Origin of the sequence: Pseudomonas sp. NFACC16-2 (assembly GCF_900119205.1) — a bacterium.
Classification (GTDB): Bacteria; Pseudomonadota; Gammaproteobacteria; order Pseudomonadales; family Pseudomonadaceae; genus Aquipseudomonas; species Aquipseudomonas fluorescens_Q.
Genome location: NZ_FPIX01000004.1, coordinates 209,070 through 227,228, shown reverse-complemented (window position 1 = coordinate 227,228; position 18,159 = coordinate 209,070). Strand labels below are relative to the sequence as shown.

General features: G+C 62.7%; 16 protein-coding genes. 1 reads left to right on the top strand and 15 read right to left on the bottom strand.

Going from position 1 to position 18,159, the window contains the following annotated elements; genetic code table 11:
- The 7 genes from BT116_RS06335 to pmbA all read right to left on the bottom strand — a co-directional run.
- Positions 1–284: transposase (locus tag BT116_RS06335; RefSeq protein ID WP_175497175.1), on the bottom strand; the 284-nt coding region annotated here is incomplete at its 3' end.
- A 217-nt stretch (positions 285–501) separates the two neighbouring features.
- Positions 502–1,392, bottom strand: a complete 891-nt coding sequence (locus tag BT116_RS06330; protein WP_072341255.1) for a ZIP family metal transporter — start codon at positions 1,390–1,392, stop codon at positions 502–504.
- A 28-nt stretch (positions 1,393–1,420) separates the two neighbouring features.
- Positions 1,421–2,032 (bottom strand): superoxide dismutase, encoded by a 612-nt coding sequence (locus BT116_RS06325; protein ID WP_072341252.1) that lies wholly within the window; start codon positions 2,030–2,032, stop codon positions 1,421–1,423.
- A gap of 2 nt (positions 2,033–2,034) precedes the next feature.
- Entirely contained in the window at positions 2,035–2,475 is a 441-nt protein-coding gene (locus BT116_RS06320; protein WP_063322917.1) for a hypothetical protein, read from the bottom strand.
- Between the two features lie 28 nt (positions 2,476–2,503).
- Positions 2,504–3,880 (bottom strand): class II fumarate hydratase, encoded by a 1,377-nt coding sequence (locus BT116_RS06315; RefSeq protein WP_072341249.1) that lies wholly within the window; start codon positions 3,878–3,880, stop codon positions 2,504–2,506.
- Positions 3,873–4,268: a FagA protein gene (locus BT116_RS06310; protein WP_072341246.1), complete on the bottom strand. Its 396-nt coding sequence runs from the start codon at positions 4,266–4,268 to the stop codon at positions 3,873–3,875. The genes BT116_RS06315 and BT116_RS06310 overlap by 8 nt, the downstream gene beginning before the upstream one ends.
- A 296-nt stretch (positions 4,269–4,564) precedes the next feature.
- Entirely contained in the window at positions 4,565–5,911 is a 1,347-nt protein-coding gene (gene pmbA, locus BT116_RS06305; protein WP_072341244.1) for a metalloprotease PmbA, read from the bottom strand.
- Positions 5,912–6,019: 108 nt separating this feature from the next.
- Between pmbA and yjgA the strand changes: the two genes are divergently transcribed.
- Entirely contained in the window at positions 6,020–6,544 is a 525-nt protein-coding gene (gene yjgA / locus BT116_RS06300; RefSeq protein WP_014336624.1) for a ribosome biogenesis factor YjgA, read from the top strand.
- Between the two features lie 45 nt (positions 6,545–6,589).
- On the opposite strand, the gene tldD is transcribed toward yjgA, so the two are convergent.
- The 8 genes from tldD to mreB all read right to left on the bottom strand — a co-directional run bounded on the left by tldD (position 6,590) and on the right by mreB (position 18,014).
- Positions 6,590–8,032, bottom strand: a complete 1,443-nt coding sequence (gene tldD, locus BT116_RS06295) for a metalloprotease TldD (RefSeq protein ID WP_072341241.1) — start codon at positions 8,030–8,032, stop codon at positions 6,590–6,592.
- Between the two features lie 5 nt (positions 8,033–8,037).
- On the bottom strand, positions 8,038–8,901 hold the full coding sequence (locus tag BT116_RS06290) for a carbon-nitrogen hydrolase family protein (RefSeq protein ID WP_072341238.1): 864 nt from the start codon (positions 8,899–8,901) through the stop codon (positions 8,038–8,040).
- 139 nt (positions 8,902–9,040) lie between these two features.
- Positions 9,041–12,844, bottom strand: coding sequence for a YhdP family protein (locus BT116_RS06285; RefSeq protein ID WP_072341235.1), 3,804 nt, complete (start codon positions 12,842–12,844; stop codon positions 9,041–9,043).
- A 60-nt stretch (positions 12,845–12,904) separates the two neighbouring features.
- Positions 12,905–14,362 carry a ribonuclease G gene (gene rng, locus BT116_RS06280; protein ID WP_018613976.1) on the bottom strand — a complete coding sequence of 486 codons (1,458 nt, stop codon included), beginning with the start codon at positions 14,360–14,362 and terminating at the stop codon, positions 12,905–12,907.
- A gap of 56 nt (positions 14,363–14,418) precedes the next feature.
- Positions 14,419–15,015 (bottom strand): Maf family protein, encoded by a 597-nt coding sequence (locus tag BT116_RS06275; RefSeq protein ID WP_072341232.1) that lies wholly within the window; start codon positions 15,013–15,015, stop codon positions 14,419–14,421.
- 183 nt (positions 15,016–15,198) lie between these two features.
- Positions 15,199–15,687: a rod shape-determining protein MreD gene (mreD, locus tag BT116_RS06270; RefSeq protein WP_003197820.1), complete on the bottom strand. Its 489-nt coding sequence runs from the start codon at positions 15,685–15,687 to the stop codon at positions 15,199–15,201.
- The gene (mreC, locus tag BT116_RS06265; protein ID WP_072341229.1) at positions 15,684–16,835 is read right to left on the bottom strand and encodes a rod shape-determining protein MreC; all 1,152 of its coding nucleotides are present in this window, start codon (positions 16,833–16,835) and stop codon (positions 15,684–15,686) included. Before mreC ends, mreD begins: the two co-directional genes overlap by 4 nt.
- Positions 16,836–16,976: 141 nt before the next feature.
- Positions 16,977–18,014, bottom strand: a complete 1,038-nt coding sequence (gene mreB / locus BT116_RS06260; RefSeq protein ID WP_002555108.1) for a rod shape-determining protein MreB — start codon at positions 18,012–18,014, stop codon at positions 16,977–16,979.
- Positions 18,015–18,159: the final 145 nt, after the last annotated feature.

Here is an 18,159-nt window from a genome sequence, read left to right as displayed (position 1 = left end):
ATCTCCAACGCTAGCTCGCCAAAGTCGCCTTTGAGCGTCTTGCCGCTATGGCCGTTGCGGGCATTTCCTTCTGCATTGGTCACCGCTGCGCTTTTGTCATGACCCAGATGTTCGGTCATTTCAGCTTCCAGGGCACGTTCGACCAGCATCTTGGTGAGCTGCTTGAGCAGACCATTTTCGCCGATCAGATCTTCAGGCTTTCGGTAATTGGCCAACAGACTGTCGGTCAGCTTCACCAGCTCAGGATCGGGTTTGACTCGTTTAGTGCGCTTGGGCTCGGTCATTGAGACTCCTTGGGAAAGGCAGTGTGCACCTAATGACCGTTTACACAAACTTCAGAACACCCTCGCCCAGCGGGGATAAATCCCCTCGCCACAGATTGATCCCTGCCTCACAGATTGATCCCTGCCCCACAGATTGATCCCTGCCTCACAGATTGATCCCTGCCCCACAGATTGCCCCTGCCACACAAATTGATCTCTGTCCCCCAGACGTTCCCTGTCACGCCAACGCCGTATCCATCACCATCATCAGGCAAAACCCCACCAGCAACCCGAGGCTCGCCAGCTTGTCATGGCCATTGCGGCGCGATTCGGGAATGACCTCGTGAGTCACCACCAGCAGCATCGCCCCGGCCGCCAGCGCCAGCCCCAGGGGCAGCAGCATCTCGGCCAGGCTCACCAACCAGGCGCACAACAGCGCGAACACTGGCTCGACCAGCCCTGACGCAGCGCCAATCACGAACGCCTTGAGCCGCGACATCCCGGCCGCAGCCAGCACCAGCGCGATCACCAGCCCTTCAGGGACATCCTGCAAGGCGATCCCCATCGCCAGGCTGTCGGCATCGGGCATGCCGCCACCCGCCGATACGCCAACGGCCATCCCCTCAGGAATGTTGTGGGCCACGATGGCAAACACGAACAGCCAGATCCGCGGGGCAATGATCGGACGTCCGGGCGCCTCTACCAGCCTTGCAGGGCTGGCTGACACTTTACGGTCGACCAGGTACAGCCCGAATGCCCCCAGCAGGGTACCGAAGCTGATCAGGCCACTGGCCGCCCAAGGCGTGAGCCCCAGCTGTTCGGCTGCGGCAATGCCCGGCACGATCAGCGAAAACGCCGTCGCGGCCAGCATCACGCCAGCCCCGAAACCGAGTAACGAATCACTCACGGCCTGGGGCATGCGGCGGATCACCAGCACCGGCACAGCGCCCAACGCCGTGCCCAAGGCGCAAAGCCCACCGCCCTGCAGGGCACGCAACAGTTTCGGCTCCAGGTCCAGCCACGCCAGGCCCTGGGCTACCAGCAATGTCATCCCGGCCAACAATAACAGCGATCCCAAGGCGTAGCGGAACATCCGTCCGCTCCCTATCGCCAGCGTTTCAGTATCCATAGTCAGCCTTGGATTGTTTATGAGGCACTCAGGCCAGCGCAGCCTGGTAACGGCGTGCGACTTCCGGCCAGTTGATCACGTTGTAGAACGCGTTGATGTATTCCGGCCGACGGTTCTGGTACAGCAGGTAATACGCGTGCTCCCAGACGTCCAGGCCCAGGATCGGCGTATGGCCGTTCATCAACGGGCTGTCCTGGTTGCCGCTGCTTTCCACCACCAATGTCTTTTGCGGGGTCACGCTCAACCAGGCCCAACCGCTGCCGAAACGGGTCAGCGCCGCCTTGGTGAATGCTTCCTTGAACCGTTCGAGCCCACCCAGTTGCGCTTCGATCGCGGCGGCCAGGGCCCCCTCTGGGTGTCCACCGCCCTGGGGCGCCATGACCTCCCAGAACAACGAATGGTTGGCATGGCCGCCGCCCTGGTTGATCACCGCGGCCCTGAGGCTTTGCGGCAATTGCTCGATGCTGGACAGCAGTTTTTCGACCGGCCATTCGGCGTATTCGGTACCGTCCACCGCCGCGTTGAGGTTGTTGATGTAGGTCTGGTGATGCTTGGTGTAGTGGATTTCCATGGTTTGCGCATCGATGTGCGGTTCCAGGGCATCGTAGGTGTAGGGCAATGCAGGCAAGGTAAAAGCCATTTTCAATGAACTCCGTAATGAACCGGGGCATCGCGCTGCTGGGGCGAAGCGGCATTGCAACCCAGCAGGCGCTGGGTACGAGGGTATTCACCGTGTTCGCTGATGAACGTCAGCAGTTCGACATAGGTCTTGTGGCTCTGACGCAACGCAGCAGCACGCAGGGCCGGCGCCATGCGCTCGTCCTGCAGGGTCTGCAACAACCGCTGGTGGATGGCGCAGAGGTACTCGGCGCTCTCCTCTGGCTGGTTCAGGCGCAAGTGCAGGTCCGCCAGGTTGTGATGGGAGACGACGCACGCGGCCACCGCTTCGTCGGCATCCGACCAACGCTCGAACAGCACCTGGGCCAGCGCCAGGGCTTGCAGGTAGGCTTCGCGGGCATCTACCAGCTCGCCCAGCATGAAACAGCGGTTGGCCCGTTCAATCGTACGTTTCCAGTGTTCCATGATGAGTCCTCCACACAGGTGTCGGGGGTTACACGCCGCCGGCGGTGAGCTTCTCCGGGTCCAGCAGGACTTCGAGTTCGCTGCGTGTCAGGTCCGTGTGCTCCAGGGCGACATCAATGACCGGCCGACCTTGCTGGTAAGCCTTCTTGGCGATTTCAGCGGCCTTCTGGTAACCAATGATCGGATTCAGCGCGGTCACCAGGATCGGATTGCGCGACAACGCTTCCTTGAGCCGGGCCTCGTTGACCTTGAAGGTGGCGATGGCCTTGTCCGCCAGCAAGCGGCTGGCAGTGGACATCAGCGCGATGCTGCTCAGCAGGTTCTGGGCGATGATCGGCAGCATCACGTTCAATTCGAAGTTGCCCGATTGACCGGCGATAGTGATCACCGTGTCGTTGCCGATCACTTGGGCCGCCACCATCGCGGTGGCTTCAGGAATGACCGGGTTGACCTTGCCGGGCATGATCGAGGAGCCCGGCTGCAAGCCTTCGAGTTCGATCTCGCCCAGGCCCGCCAGTGGCCCGGAGTTCATCCAGCGCAGGTCGTTGGCGATTTTCATCAGCGACACCGCCGTGGTCTTGAGCTGTCCGGACACCGCCACGGCGGTGTCCTGGGAGCCGATCAGCGCGAACAGATTCTGGCCTGGGGTGAACTGCACCTGGGTCAGTTGCGTCAGTTGTTGACTGAACAGCTCGGCGAAGCGTGGATGGGCGTTGACCCCGGTGCCGACCGCCGTACCGCCCTGGGCGAGGGATTGCAGGCTCGGCAGAAGGTCCTGCAAGTGGCCGATATTGGCCTTGAGTTGCTGCGCCCAGCCGTCGAGCACCTGGCTCAGGCGCACCGGCATGGCATCCATCAGGTGGGTGCGACCGGTCTTGATGAACGGGTGCACCTCCTCGGCCTTGCGCTCGATCACCTGCACCAGATACAGCAATGCCGGCAGCAGTTGCTCATGCAAAGCCAGCGCCGCGCTGACATGGATGCTGGTGGGAATGATGTCGTTGCTGCTCTGGCCGCAATTGACGTGGTCGTTTGGATTAACCGTTTCCCCCAACAGACGACTGGCAAGGGTGGCGATCACTTCGTTGGCGTTCATGTTGGAGCTGGTGCCGGAGCCGGTCTGGAAGATATCCACCGGGAAGTGGTCCATGAATTGGCCTTCGAGTAGCCCTTGGGCGGCGTCGACAATGGCCTTGCCCTGTGCAGGGCTGATTTGTTCCAGCTCGACGTTGGCCCGGGCGGCGGCGGCCTTGGCCAGGATCAGGGCGCGGATGAACTGCGCCGGCATACGCTGGCCGCTGACCGGAAAGTTATCCACTGCGCGCTGGGTCTGGGCGCCATAGAGGGCATCCACCGGGACTTGCAGCTCGCCCATGCTGTCGCGTTCGATACGGGTATTACTCATCGGGAGATCCTTGCACCAGTTCAATAAGAGGAATCGACGGCTCCAGGGCGCAGGTCGCCAGCGCCCAGGCATGGCTCTGCCAACGCTTGAGGCGGCAGCGACACAGTGATTGTCGTTCGAGCTCACGCAGAGGACGCCAAGCCTGGTCGAGGCAGAGATTGCGCCAATGCCACGGCAGCGCGACGTCGGCGGCGGTGTCGAGCAGCAAGCGGAACGCGGTTTCGGAAATCATCCACGGCGAAGTGGCGGTGCAGCAGGCCAGATAACGGCCTTCGGCCAGGTAATGCTCGATCAGCCGCGGCTCGTCCGGACTCATCGCACAACGGATCTGGCGACTCATCCAGCGCCAGCTTTCAAGGTAGGGTTGTTCGTGCAGGGCAGAACTCATGACCGGGGCTCACTCGGCAAATGAGATTCATTATTAGATGATAATAAGAAGCAACACAAGCCTGAGAGAGCATCATTGTGGCGAGGGGATTTAGCGAAACGTCGCACCGCCCCGCTGGGGTGCGAAGCGCCCCCCCAAAAAGCCCCATATAATCGACCAGAGACATCGCGAGTGTAGGTTTTGGGGCTGCTTCGCAGCCCAACGGGGATAAATCCCCTCGCCACAAAGGAACTCTGCGGGTACAAAAAAGGCGCGTCACCCCAGTAGATGACGCGCCTTTTTTCAAGCGGTGAGTGTCAGCTACCCGCCACCGTCATCCGCTCGATCAACACCGAACCGGTGCGGATGTTGCTGCGCAGTTCCAGATCGTTGCCCACCGCTACGATCTGCTTGAACATGTCGCGCATGTTCCCGGCGATGGTCACTTCCTGGACCGGGAACTGGATCTCGCCGTTCTCGACCCAAAAACCCGCCGCGCCACGGGAATAGTCGCCGGTGACCATGTTCAGGCCATGGCCCATCAGTTCAGTTACCAGCAGGCCACGCCCCATCCGCCGGAGCAAGGCGGCCTGGTCTTCTTCGCCATGGGTCACGAACAGGTTATGCACGCCACCGGCATTGGCGGTGCTCGGCATGCCGAGTTTGCGGCCCGAATAGGTGCCGAGGATGTACGACACCAACTCACCCTTTTCCACGAACGGCTTGGCGTAGGTGGCCAGGCCGTCACCGTCGAACGCGGAGCTGCCCATGGCCTGCATCAGGTGCGGACGCTCGTCGATGGTCATCCATTCCGGGAACAGTTTCTGCCCCAGCGCGCCCTCGAGAAACGACGACTTGCGATACAGGTTGCCGCCGGACACCGCCGACAGGAAGCTGCCGAACAAGCCGCCGGCCAGCTCGGCCGAAAACAACACCGGCACTTCGCAGGTTGGCACCGGCCGCGCACCCAGGCGACTGGCCGCCCGTTGTGCGGCTTTCTGGCCGATGCTCACCGGGTCCGCCAGCAAGGTGCCCTGGCGGTTGACGTCGTACCAGTAATCACGCTGCATCTGGCCGTCGGCTTCGGCAATCATGACGCAACTGAGGCTGTGGCGGGTCGATGCATAACCGCCGATGAAGCCGAGGCTGTTGCCATAGACCCGGCAGCCCTGGTGGGTATTGAGCGTCGTGCCGTCGGCATTCTTGATCCGGCTGTCGGCCTCGAATGCCGCCGCTTCGCAACGCAGTGCCTGTTCGATGGCCTGCTCGGGGGTGATGTCCCAGGCGTGAAACAGGTCGAAGTCGCGCAGTTCCTTGCACATCAACGCAGCATCGGCCAGGCCCGAGGCTTCGTCTTCGGAGGTGTGCTTGGCAATAGCCAGTGCCGCGGCGACGGTTTCGCGAATGGCCTCCGGGCCGCTCGCCGACGTGCTGGCCGAGCCCTTGCGCTGGCCGACGTACAAGGTGATGCCAAAGCCCTGGTCGCGATTGAATTCGACGGTTTCCACCTCGCGCTGGCGCACCGACGTCGACAGGCCCTGCTCCAGCGATACAGCCACTTCACAGGCACTGGCGCCCTGGCGCTTGGCCTCGGCAAGGATCTGCTCGACTTGTTCCTGCAGTGCCGGCAATGCTTGCGGGCCGACGCTTTGAACTGCACTCATGGTGTTCTCCACTCAAATTCTTCTTTCGGTGATGGCCTTCGAGCGACCGGGCCGGACAAGCGGCCCCCGACTGGTTATCATGGCGGCGTTTCTTTGCGGACTGCCACCATGGTTGATTCTTACGACGACTCCCTCTACGAGGGTGAAAAAAGCAAATCCCAGGTCAAACGCGAGCTGCATGCTCTGGTTGACCTCGGCGAGCGACTGACAACACTCAAGCCTGACTTGCTGGCCAAACTGCCTTTGACCGACGCCTTGCGCCGGGCCCTGGCCGATGCGCCCAAGCACACCGCGAATATCGCGCGTAAACGGCACCTGCAATTCATCGGCAAACTGATGCGCGATCAGGACACTGACGCCATTTTGGTCCTGCTCGATCAACTCGATGCCTCCACCCGGCAATACAACGAACGTTTCCACAACCTGGAGCGCTGGCGCGATCGCTTGATCGCAGGCGACGACGGCACCCTGGAAAAATTCGTCATCGACTACCCGGAGGCTGACCGTCAGCAATTACGCTCCCTGATCCGTCAGGCCCAGCACGAGCTGGCGCAGAACAAGCCACCGGCCTCGAGCCGTAAAATCTTCAAGTACATCCGTGAGCTGGACGAGACTCAACGCGGCCTGCGCTGAGTAACGCCCGCGGGTGGAGGCCCTGCACTCCACCCGACGCTCCCGTCATGCGCCCGTGCCGCCCACGGTAATCGCATCGATCTTCAGGGTCGGTTGGCCCACGCCCACTGGCACCGATTGCCCGTCCTTGCCGCACGTCCCCACGCCACTGTCCAGGGCCAGGTCGTTACCGACCATCGACACCTTGCTCATCGCCTCCGGCCCGTTGCCGATCAGGGTCGCGCCTTTGACCGGTGCGGTGATCTTGCCGTCTTCGATCAGGTAGGCCTCGCTGGTGGAGAACACGAACTTGCCGCTGGTGATGTCCACCTGGCCGCCGCCGAGGTTGGCGCAATAGATACCTTTTTTCACCGAGGCGATAATTTCCGCAGGATCGCTTTGACCACCGAGCATGTAGGTGTTGGTCATGCGCGGCATGGGCAGGTGCGCGTAGGATTCACGGCGACCGTTGCCAGTGCGGGCCACACCCATCAGCCGGGCGTTGAGCTTGTCTTGCATGTAGCCCTTGAGCACGCCGTTCTCGATCAGCGTGGTGCACTCGGTCGGGGTGCCTTCGTCGTCGACACTCAGGGAACCACGGCGCCCGGCCAGGGTGCCGTCATCGACGATGGTGCAGAGTTTCGAGGCAACCATTTCGCCCATGCGTCCGCTGTAGGCCGAACTGCCCTTGCGGTTGAAATCGCCTTCCAGGCCGTGACCCACCGCTTCGTGCAGCAGCACGCCGGACCAGCCGGACCCCAGCACCACCGGCAACGTCCCCGCTGGGGCCGGGATCGCCTCGAGGTTGACCAGCGCCTGGCGCAGCGCTTCGCGGGCGTAGCCCATGGCCCGGTCTTCGCTGAGGAAATAACGGTAATCGGTGCGTCCGCCGCCGCCATGGCCACCGCGCTCACGGCGACCGTTCTGTTCGACGATCACGCTGACATTGAAACGCACCAGGGGCCGAACGTCCGCCGCCAGGCCACCGTCAGTGGACGCCACAAGGATCCGCTCCCAGACCCCGGCCATGCTCACCGTCACTTGTTGAATACGCGGATCGAGGGCACGGGTGGCGACGTCGATGCGCTTGAGCAGCTCGACTTTTTCGGCGCGGCTCATGACTTCCAGCGGGTTATCCGGCGCATACAACTGCGCCACGTCCTGGCTGCTGAACGCCTGGACCGTGCCGTTCTGCCCGGCGCGGGAGATCGAGCGGGCCGCACGGGCCGCGGCACCGAGGGCCTCCAGGGTGATGGCATTGCTGTAGGCAAAACCGGTTTTTTCCCCGGACTGGGCTCGCACACCCACGCCCTGGTCAAGGTTGAAACTGCCTTCCTTGACGATGCCGTCTTCCAGCGACCAGGACTCGGAGATCTGCCCTTGGAAATACAGGTCGGCCGCATCGATGCCTGGGCCGGCCAGGTCGCCCAGCACGCCTTGCAGGCTCTCCAGGGTTACGCCGCCGGGGGCTAAGAGGTGTTCACTGACTGAGGACAACAACCCGCTCATATGTTTTACGCCTTGAATTCGTCGTCTTGGACAGGTCGCGGTGAAGCGCCCTGCGAGAAAAAGCGCCGATGGCTGGCCACCGGCATGCGCGCCCGGATGGACGCCTGTTCGCTGCTGTCGCGCTCGGCCAGCAGCACGGCCTCACCTTGATCCTGTTGCGCCAGCACACGGCCCCACGGGTCGACAATCGCGGCATGGCCAAAGGTTTCCCGCGGCCCCGGATGCACGCCGCCCTGGGCGGCCGCCAGCATGTAGCACTGGGTCTCGATGGCCCGGGCGCGAATCAATACCTCCCAATGGGCCGCGCCGGTCACCGCAGTAAACGCCGACGGCGCCGTGATCAGTTCGGCCCCGGCAGCCCGCAACTCGCTGTAGAGCTCCGGGAACCGCAGGTCGTAACAGACCGTCAGGCCGACCCGGCCCACGGGGGTATCGGCAACCACCACGTTAGCGCCATAAGCATAGTCATCCGACTCGCGATAGCGCCCGCGATTGTCCGCCACATCCACATCGAACAAGTGCAGCTTGTCGTAGCGCGCCACGATCTGGCCCTGATCGTCGACCAGCAACGAACAGGCATGGGACCTGGCCTCGGGCTGGTCCACCGGTGGCAACGGCAACGTGCCGGCCACAATCCATAACTTGAGGTCTCGGGCGACCTGTTTCAACCAGGGCAGGATCGGTCCCTGACCAAAGGCTTCGGCACGACCGATATCGGCAATGTCCCGCCGTCCCATCGCCGCGAAATTCTCCGGCAGCACGGCCAGCCTGGCGCCGCCTGCGGCAGCCTGCTCCAGCAGCACACGGGCACGGGCCAGGTTGGCGAGCACATCGCTCTGGCTGACCATTTGAATCACTGCGACTGGCATGACAGTTCCCCGTTGTTTGGCAGTGCCCTTTGTGGGAGCGAGCTTGCTCGCGATGGCGGTGTATCAGTCAACACACATGTTAGATGTACCGGCCTCATCGCGAGCAAGCTCGCTCCCACAGGGGTTATCGCATCACCTGTCAGAACGGCTTGTCGAAGCTGATCTTCGGCTCTTTCCACGGCCCCTTGACGTCGTATCTTACGCTGGCAAAGCGCGCCACGCGGTCACCGATCAGTTTGTCGATCAGAAACAGCGCCCCACCCACCGCCGGTGCACCAACGATCAGCGCGGCGATTGGCAGGTTGTTGGTCACCGGCAGCGTCACCAGCAGCTTGGCGTCGACCCGGTCGGCCACCATGTCCAGCGTGCCGTTGAGTTCCAGGTTGCTCGACGGTCCGGTCAGGGTAATGGGTTCGCGGGTCACGTACACACCGTCGCTCGCCACCAACAGTCCCTTGACCCGGTCGTAGCTCAGCCCCTTGCCAAACAGGTCGGAGAAGTCCAGGCGCAAGCGTCGGCCGATGGAGTTGAAGTTCAGCAGGCCAAATACCCGCAACGCCTGGGCGCTGCCTTCCACTTCGACAAACTGGCCCTTGTTCAGCGACGCATCTAGGCTACCGGAAAAACGCTTGGTGGCGACCCACGCTGGCGAGCCGGGCCAGCGGCCATCGACATCCAGGCGGAACGTCTGGCTGGTCACGCTTGGGGCATAACCCCAGCCCTTGAGCACGTCGCCCAGGTTCTTGCCGCCGATACGGCCCTTGTACCAACTGCTGGTGGAACCGGGCGCGCCTTCCCAACCACCACTGCCGTTCAACACCATGCCCTTGAGGCCCATGTCCAGCTCGTTCAGCGCGAGGCCCTTGGCGGTCGGTCGTACTTTCAACGACCACGCACCGATGAGATCAGGGCCCTGGAACAATTGGTCGATGGCAATATCCATGGCCGGGATTTTGCCGGGATCGACTGACGCCAACGGGTCCGGTGAGTTTTCATCCGCCTGGACCGTCGGGTCTGTGGCCGGCAGGCGCACATAATCAAGCTTGATACCAATCGGGGCGGCCTTTGCGTCCGGCAGGCTGGCATTGCCCTTGGCCTGCTGGCTGTCGAGCCGCAAGGCCCAGGCGTCCGGCCTGCGGTCCAATTGCACCGATGCCTGGTCCAGGGTCGTACCCATGGCCGTGAGCTTGCCGACAGTCAGATCGACGCTGCTGAGCAGTTGCTTGGCACTGCCGCCCGGATCCTGGCCGGCGTACTTGTTGACCAGGTCCTGCCAGGGACTCACGTCCAGTGCAGGCAGTGTGCCGCGCAGTCGCAGTCCCTTGGCCCCGGGCAGAACGGCATCGCCGGCCCCCAGCAACAATTCGCCACGACCATCGGCGACTTTCCCGCTCGGCGCGGCGTAAGTGAAATTGGCCAGATCGCCATAATCGAGCCAATAACGCCGCTCCGGCCCTTGCAGGGTCATGCGAAACACCGTGTCGCGCCCGACATCGGCGGCCATGCCGAAGGGTGCCGGCAGGTCCACCGCCACGCCCTTGAGGTTGGAACTGACCGACAACTGGCTGTCGGCGCCGTCGAGGATCACTTGCAACTGGTACGGCACGACACCGGATACCGGCAACGGCTGGGTGACATTCAGCCAACTGGTGAGTTTCTTGATCTCCACCTGCCCGGACGCCGAGACTCGTGTGTTGAGCGCTCCGGCGCGGCCTTCGGCGAAAATCTGTGCGGTCACGGGCCGGTCGAATGCCCGGGCACTGATGCCCTTGCCGCTCAAGCCCTTGTTGCTGTCGAAGCGGAAATCGCCCTTGAGTTGGGTCAGTTCCAGTACCGGCTCGCTGAGCTTGAGACGGGCCTTGTCGGTGGCGAAATCCACCAGGATCTTCGGTTGCTCGCCTTTGACCAGGGGGATGTCGAGCTTCACGCTGCCTTGCAGGTCGCCCTCGCCTTCCCAGCCGGCAAATGTCTCGGCGGTCCCGATCGGCGCGGTCTGGAGGATTTTCAGGCCGTCGCCCAGTCCTCCAGCGAACCCGCCGTCCAGAAACAGATGAACGCTCTGCCCGCTAGGTACATGGGGAATGTTCACCGAAACATCCTTGACCTGGGTATCGAGCAATTGTCCTTGGCTGGCGAAGATGCGCACGCCGCTGTCTTCGACGAAGACATCGCCGCTGACCTTGCTGACCGAAGGCCAGCCCGGCTGGAACGCCAGTTCGGCGTCATGCACCTTGAAAAACAGGCTGATACTGCGTGCCGCGTCTTCGGCACCGTGATTGAGCGAGCCTTGATACTGGAAGAAGCCCTCGTCCACCGCGCCCTTGACGATGGCCGTGCGCAGCCACTCATCCAGCGCCGGGCTGAGGACCGCCGGCAGGTACTTGGCGGTGTAGCGTCCGTCACCGTCCACCAGGCCAACCCGCAGGTCCATGTAGTCTTCCTGGCTGTGGTCGAAATGCAGGCGGATCAGGAAATCGCCAGCAATCCGACCCTCCTCGCCCAGCACCTTCAAATACGGCGCGATCAGGGTGAAGCCTTGCTTGTCGAGCTTCCAGGTCAGCCGGGCATTGGCCTGCAAGTACTGCCAGGGCTTGGCGAAGATCGGGTCCAGGTGCAGGGAAAAATCCTTGCTGTCCATGCGCAGCTCGCCGCCACCGAGGTCGCCGCTCAGACTACCCGATACATTGCGCGCCGCCGGAGCGCCGCGATAGGCATCAAAGCCCACGGTGTCCAGGTTGGTGGCGAAGCTGATTTTCTGGTCACCGGTGTTCTGCGGCCGGTAGTCCAGCAGCACGTTGCGCAGGCCACCGGTCACCTTGAGGCGGTCGATAGTCGTCGCCAGGCCTTCAGGCAACGGTGCCAGGGCGTTGAGCAAAGGCGTAAGCGGGGTCAGATCGAGGCGATCGGCCTGCAGGTGCCAGCGCTCCTCGGCCTTTTCGGTGGCAGCACTCTGTTGCAGTTGCAGGCGCGATTCCCAGCGGGTTTCGCCCAGGTTCATCGCCAGGGAATCGAAGGTCGCGGTAAATCCCTGGTCACCACGCTGGAAATATCCATTGAGCGCCAGGTTATGGATCTGCACCGGCTTACGCTCGGCATAGGCACCCAGGATGTCAGGAGCATTCAAGCGCATCGCCGCGCTTTGCACCGTACCGCCGCCCCAACTCAGCCAGAACTCGCCACCGGCCTTGATCCGGGAAAAACTCCATTGCTGGGTCAGGCGTTTGGGCAGCCATTTGGCCCAGTCGCTTTGCGGCAGGCTCAGGTACGCATCGGCCTGGCCATTCTTCCAGTCACTGGCGCGGATACGGGTGCGCAGGTTGATCGCCACCGGCTGACCGTCAGGCAGGGTCAAGCGCACGTCCAGCCGTTGGCGGGTAGCGCCGGTGCGCAAGCTCAAACCGACGTAGGTGAGGGTCAGCGGTGGTTGCTCGACAGGTTGCAACGTCACCTGGCTATCGAGCAGCGAGAACCTGGAGACCACCTGCATGCGTTCGAGCAATTGCTGCGGATCGAGGGGCTGGTCGTCCTTCACCAGAAGGCCCTCCAGGGCCCACTTGCCGTCGGCGCCCTCCTTGAGGCTGATCTTCAGGCCGCTGACTTCCAGGTGGGCAATACGCACCTGACGTGCCAGCAGGCTGTCCCACAGGTCAGGCACGGCTCGCACCTGATCCAGGTGCAAGGCGTTGGGGCCTTCGCCGACCACCACGTCGCGCGCCGCCAGGATTGGCGCCAAGGCGCTCCAGCTACCGTCGAGGCTGCCGATGTGCACAGGCATGCCCAAGGCAGCGCTGGCCCGGGTCTCGACCTCGGCGCGGTATTCGGCCACCAGTGGGACCAGCTCGCGACCGAGGCTGACGTACAACGCCAGCAACACCAGCAGCAGGGCGCACAGCCCCAGCCCCCAGCGAGTCAGCGCCGCCAAAATGCGTGTCAGACGCTCCATGTCAGTGGGCTCCCCTGGCAAAGACGATCAAATCCGCGGGCCCGCCGCTTCCCAAGCTCTTCAGAGCAACACCACGTCGTATTGTTCCTGGGAATACATGGTTTCCACCTGGAAGCGAATCGTGCGTCCAATAAACGCTTCCAGCTCTGCGACATTGCCTGACTCCTCGTCGAGCAGGCGGTCCACGACTTTCTGGTTCGCCAACACTCTATAGCCGGTCGCCTGGTAGGCGCGCGCCTCCCGGAGAATTTCCCGGAAGATTTCGTAACACACGGTTTCCGGGGTCTTGAGCTTGCCGCGGCCCTGGCAACTGCTGCACGGCTCGCACAGCACCTGTTCGAGGCTTTCGCGGGTGCGCTTGCGGGTCATCTGCACCAGGCCCAGCTCGGTGATACCGATGATGTTGGTCTTGGCGTGGTCGCGTTCGAGTTGTTTTTCCAGGGTCCGCAGCACCTGGCGCTGGTGCTCTTCATCTTCCATGTCGATGAAGTCGATGATGATGATCCCACCCAGGTTGCGCAGGCGCAGTTGCCGGGCAATGGCGGTGGCGGCCTCCAGGTTGGTCTTGAAGATGGTTTCTTCCAGGTTGCGATGGCCGACGAACGCCCCGGTGTTGACGTCGATGGTGCTCATGGCCTCGGCCGGATCCACCACCAGGTAGCCGCCGGACTTGAGCGGCACCTTGCGCTCGAGGGCTTTCTGGATTTCGTCTTCGACGCCGTACAGGTCGAAAATCGGCCGTTCGCCAGGGTAATGCTCGAGGCGGTCGGCGATTTCCGGCATCAGTTCGGCGACGAACTGTGTGGTTTTCTGGAAGGTTTCCCGGGAATCGATGCGGATTTTCTCGATCTTGGGGCTGACCAGGTCGCGCAAGGTCCGCAGCGCCAGGCCCAGGTCTTCGTAGATCACGCTGGGGGTGGCGATGGTCTTGATCTGCGCGGCGATCTGGTCCCAAAGCCTGCGCAGGTAGCGGATGTCCATGAGGATCTCATCGGCCCCGGCCCCTTCGGCGGCGGTGCGCAGGATGAACCCACCGGCTTCCTTGATGCCTTCTTTTTCCACGCAGTCGCTGACCACCTGCTTGAGACGCTCGCGCTCGGCCTCGTCTTCGATCTTCAAGGAAATGCCGACATGGGCGGTGCGCGGCATGTACACCAGGTAGCGCGACGGAATCGATAGTTGCGTGGTCAGGCGCGCGCCCTTGGAGCCGATGGGGTCCTTGGTGACCTGCACCACCAGGCTCTGGCCTTCATGCACCAGCGCGCTGATGCTCTCCACGGCCGGCCCTTCGCGCATGGAAATTTCCGACGCATGGATGAATGCCGCGCGGTCCAGGCCGATGTCGACGAAGGCCGCCTGCATGCCCGGCAGCACCCGCACCACCTTGCCTTTATAGATATTGCCGACGATGCCACGCTTTTGCGTGCGCTCGACGTGGACCTCTTGCAGAACACCGTTTTCAACCACCGCCACGCGCGATTCCATCGGCGTGATGTTGATCAGGATCTCTTCACTCATGGCAGGGTCTCGTTCAGGCATGTTCACGATTATGGCCGCATCAAGTCAGACGGCGCTCAGCGCGCGCTTAAGGTTTGCCAACAGGGTATGCCGAAATGGCCCAGTAGTTCTGCGGTTTCGCACAGCGGCAGGCCGACCACGGCTGAATAACTGCCTTCAAGCCCGGCGACGAATACCGCACCCAACCCTTGAATGCCATAGCCGCCGGCCTTGTCCCGGGGTTCACCGCTGGCCCAGTAGGCCGCCGCTTCCTGTTCCGTGATCGGCCGAAAGCGCACCAGGCTGCGCACAACACGGGATTCACAACGCTGCCCTTCCAGTATGGCAATGGCGGTCAATACTTCATGTTCGCGACCGGACAGGCTCAAGAGCATCGCCATGGAATCGGCCTGGTCCACGGGTTTGCCGAGAATTCGCCCGTCCAGTACCACAGCCGTATCGGCGCCCAACACGCAGCCATCCATGCCGGCGTACAGGGCTCGCAGACCCGCCTCGGCCTTGCCGCGCGCCAGGCGCTCGACATAGGCCGAAGGGGTTTCGTGGTCCAGGGGAGTTTCGTCGATGTCCGCACCGATGGCGGTAAAGGGCACACCGATCTGCGTGAGCAGTTCACGCCGACGCGGCGAACCTGAGGCGAGGTAAAGCGGTTTCATCGAGACATCTCCCTCTCAAAGCACAGCCATCCAGACAAAAACAGCTTTTGTGGCGAGGGAACTTGCTCCCGCTCGGTCGCGTAGCGACCGTAAAAGTTGGGGCCGCTGCGCAGCCCAGCGGGAGCAAGCTCCCTCGCCACTGGGGTGTAAGTCATCAGAAAAAGTGTAGGTATCCTGACCGAATCAGTTGATTTTGAAGCGCAGGCGCAGGCCACGCAAACCGAAGCTGACCCAGGGCCAGAGCAAGGCGCTGACCAGGGCTGGCAAGACCAGCGCCAGGGTCGGCTGGCGGTTGCCAGTCAGCGCGCTGAGCCACAACTGCACCAGTTGCGCCAGGCCGAAGATCACCAGGATCACCAGGCACTGCTGCCACATAGGGAACATGCGCAGGCGTTGTTGCAGCGACAGCACCAGGAAGGTGATCAACGTCAGGATCAGCGCGTTCTGCCCCAGCAACGTGCCATAAAGCACGTCCTCGGCCAGGCCCAGGCACCAGGCGGTGACCATGCCGACCTTGTGCGGCAAGGCCAGCGCCCAAAAGGCCAGCAACAGGGCCAGCCACAGCGGGCGCAGGATTTCCATGAACTGCGGCAGCGGCGAAACGCTGAGCAACAGGCCGATGGCGAAGGTCAGCCAGACCATCCAGCCGTTACCGGATTGGGTACTGCTCATTCTTCTCGTGCTCCCCTGGGGGCTGGCGCGGTGGCCGGCGTGGAGGCTGGCGGTTTGGCGGCGGGCCGGGCTGGTTGAGCAGGCTGCGCGGCGGGCGCGTGGGTGGCCGAGCGGGTCGGTTTCGCAGCAGGCGCGGCGGGCGCGGTGGCCGGGGTTGCCGCCGGCGTGGACGCCGGAGCCGCCGTCGCGGGTGCAGGCACTGGTGGTTTTGGCACCGTGGCAGGGACAGGCGCCGGCGCTGCGGTCACTGGGGCGGCCGACTCGCTGCCCTGGCGGTCCTGGGCTTCCTGGGCCACGGCGGCATCGTTGGCACGCTCTTCGGGCGTGCGGTTGTCGCTGAATACCAGCAGCAGGTAGCGGCTGCGATTCAATGCCGCCGTCGGCACCGCGCGAACGATGGCAAACGGCTGGCCGGAGTCATGGATGACTTCCTTGACCGTCGCCACCGGATACCCGGCCGGGAAGCGCTGGCCGAGGCCGGAACTGACCAGCAGGTCGCCTTCCTTGATATCGGCAGTATCGGCCACATGCCGCAGCTCCAGGCGTTCCGGGTTACCGGTGCCGCTGGCGATCGCCCGCAGGCCGTTGCGGTTGACCTGCACCGGAATGCTGTGGGTGGTATCGGTCAGCAACAACACGCGGGACGTGTAGGGCATCAACTCCACCACCTGGCCCATCAGGCCACGGGCGTCGAGCACCGGCTGGCCGAGGACCACGCCGTCACGCTCGCCCTTGTTGATGATGATACGGTGGGTGAAGGGGTTGGGGTCCATGCCGATCAACTCGGCCACTTCGACCTTCTCGTTGACCAGCGCCGAAGAATTGAGCAACTCGCGCAGCCGAACGTTCTGCTCGGTGAGGGCCGCCAGCTTCTGCATGCGCCCCTGCAACAGCAGGTTTTCGGTCTTGAGTTTTTCGTTTTCGGCGACTAGTTCGGTCCGGCTGCCAAACTGACTGGCCACACCTTGCCACAAGCGCTGCGGCAGGTCGGTGATCCAGTAGGATTCCATCAACACCAGCGACATCTGGCTGCGTACAGGCTTGAGCAGCGTGAAGCGGGCATCGACCACCATCAGCGCGACCGATAGCACGGTCAGCACCAGCAGGCGCACACCCAATGAGGGGCCTTTGGCGAAAAGCGGTTTAATAGGCCGCTCCTCCCAGGCAAATGTTTTCTTTATTCATACGGCATCAAACCGGCCTGGATACGAATGACAGAAGATAAACGCCAACGGGCAGCACTGCAAAGTGCTGCCCGGGAGCGAACAACATAGACCACTCAGCCAGACTTATTCGCTGGAGAGCAGGTCCATGGTGTGCTTGTCCATCATTTCCAATGCTCGGCCACCGCCGCGGGCAACGCAGGTCAACGGGTCTTCGGCAACGATCACCGGCAGGCCGGTTTCCTGGGCCAGCAGTTTGTCGAGGTCACGCAGCAGCGCGCCACCACCGGTCAACACCAGGCCGCGCTCGGCGATGTCCGACGCCAGCTCCGGCGGCGACTGCTCCAAGGCGCTCTTGACGGCCTGGACGATAGTCGCCAACGATTCTTGCAGCGCTTCGAGCACTTCGTTGGAGTTGAGGGTAAAGGCCCGTGGAACGCCTTCGGCCAGGTTGCGACCGCGTACGTCAACTTCACGCACTTCACCGCCCGGGTAGGCCGTGCCGATTTCCTGCTTGATGCGCTCGGCGGTGGACTCGCCGATCAGGCTGCCGTAGTTGCGACGCACGTAAGTGATGATCGCTTCGTCGAAACGGTCGCCGCCCACACGTACGGATTCGGCGTAGACCACACCGTTCAGGGAGATCAAGGCGATCTCGGTGGTACCGCCACCGATGTCGACAACCATCGAGCCGCGCGCCTCTTCGACCGGCAGGCCGGCACCGATGGCAGCGGCCATTGGCTCTTCGATCAGGAACACTTCACGGGCACCGGCGCCGAGGGCCGATTCACGGATAGCGCGTCGCTCTACCTGGGTGGATTTGCATGGAACGCAGATCAGCACACGAGGGCTGGGCTGCAGGAAGCTGTTTTCGTGAACCTTGTTGATGAAGTACTGCAGCATCTTTTCGCAGACGCTGAAGTCGGCGATCACGCCATCCTTCATTGGGCGAATGGCCGCGATGTTGCCCGGTGTACGGCCCAGCATGCGCTTGGCTTCCGTACCGACAGCCACGACACTTTTCTGGTTACCGTGGGTGCGGATGGCCACGACCGAGGGTTCATTCAGGACGATACCGCGCTCGCGCACGTAAATAAGGGTGTTGGCAGTGCCCAGGTCAATGGAAAGATCGCTGGAAAACATGCCACGCAGTTTCTTGAACATGGGAAAGGGACCCTAGGCAACGCGTGGGTAAAAAAGTGCGGCAAACTCTAACAACGACAGGGATTTTGGGCAAGGCGCCAATATGTTAAATTGGCCGCTTTTCTGTGCACCAAACCCCACAATCGCGGCCGTAAAGCCGTAGAAA